The following is a 1,325-nucleotide window of genomic DNA, read 5'->3' on the forward strand; positions in this document are numbered from 1 at the left end:
CCCCGGATGGTAAGCAAGTTTTCTTAACAATTGTAAGAATTTTTAATATTTCTTTTCTAGTTGGCACCTACTCCCTTATCATTAGGAGGAAAGTTTTTTAAGCATTTCTAAGGATACGGAGGTTTACCCTTGGCCATTCCTCTTTTAAATTACGCCCCCAAGTCCCAAAACGTGCGGGTAGCTGGTTATGATGTCGGTGGAGACGAAAAACCGAGAGTTTACACGACGGAAAATGTCCTCTCCCCTAGCGACCTGGACGATTTAATCGAAGCCGCTTACCGTCAGATTTTCTTCCATGCCTTCAAATGGGATCGGGAACCCTTCCTCGAATCCCAATTACGCAATGGACAATTATCGGTGCGGGATTTCATTCGTGGTTTACTGTTATCGAAAACCTTCTATAACAGCTTCTACGAGAAAAACAGCAACTATCGCTTTGTCGAACAGGTAGTACAAAGAGTTCTCGGTCGCGATGTCTATAGCGAAAGAGAAAAAATTGCTTGGTCGATTGTCGTTGCCACCAAAGGTATTCAAGGTTTTGTCGATCAACTTCTCAACAGTGACGAGTATCTGCAAAGCTTTGGTTATGATACCGTTCCCTACCAACGTCGTCGCACCCTAGCCAGCCGCGAAATCGGTGAACGTCCATTCAACATCACCTCGCCTCGCTACGATGGCTACTATCGTGGTATTTTGGGCTTCCCCCAAATCGTTTGGCAGAATGCTGTCCGTCGCTATGTTCCCCAAGAGCAAAAACCCAAAGCTGGCGATCCTTCCAGCTTCTTGGCCATGGCCCGGGGTCTCGGTAGCGCCAAAGGCAATCCTGTACCAAGAGTCTCCGCTATGAATATTAACATCGAGGCTTCTGTACCCCGTCGTTAATTTTTAGCTAAACCTGCCGGGGAGAGTCCCTAATTGGCAGAATGACCCCCGAACCATAATCAGGTTATTTTGTGAATTGGTGGCTCTCCATTAGGGGTTACTCCTGAGATAATCCCCCCACCGAGAACGATTTCCCCTTCATAAATCACGGCTGCCTGGCCCGGGGTGATACTAAATTGTGGTTCATCAAAAACCAGTTTCACTTGATTATTTTCTAGGGGAATAACATTGACGGGAACGGCCGGAGAACGATAACGTACCTGTACTTGCGCGCGGATAGGGGTGGTGGGTTCGGCAATAGAAACCCAGTTCATCCGTCCGACAAGACAAGCGGCACTAACGGCACTTTCGCGATTACCGACGATAACCCGATTCATGACGGGATCAAGTTTTACCACATAGAGAGGTTCGGCGGCGGCGATGCCGATGCCTTTGCGTTGTCC

Annotated in this window: 2 protein-coding genes; one reads left to right on the forward strand and one right to left on the reverse strand. The window is 48.0% G+C overall.

The genetic code is table 11. The annotated features are described in order from the left end of the window. The first annotated feature begins 129 nt into the window (after positions 1-129). Entirely contained in the window at positions 130-882 is a 753-nt protein-coding gene (locus tag PX484_RS17500; protein ID WP_045359953.1) for a phycobilisome rod-core linker polypeptide, read from the forward strand. 59 nt (positions 883-941) lie between these two features. Here the strand turns inward: PX484_RS17500 and PX484_RS17505 are convergent. Beyond that, a partial coding sequence (locus tag PX484_RS17505; protein WP_353853246.1) for an aminomethyltransferase beta-barrel domain-containing protein occupies positions 942-1,325 on the reverse strand: 384 nt, incomplete at its 5' end.

The sequence above is a fragment of the Microcystis sp. M49636_WE2 genome (assembly GCF_030065375.1).
Classification (GTDB): Bacteria; Cyanobacteriota; Cyanobacteriia; order Cyanobacteriales; family Microcystaceae; genus Microcystis; species Microcystis aeruginosa_C.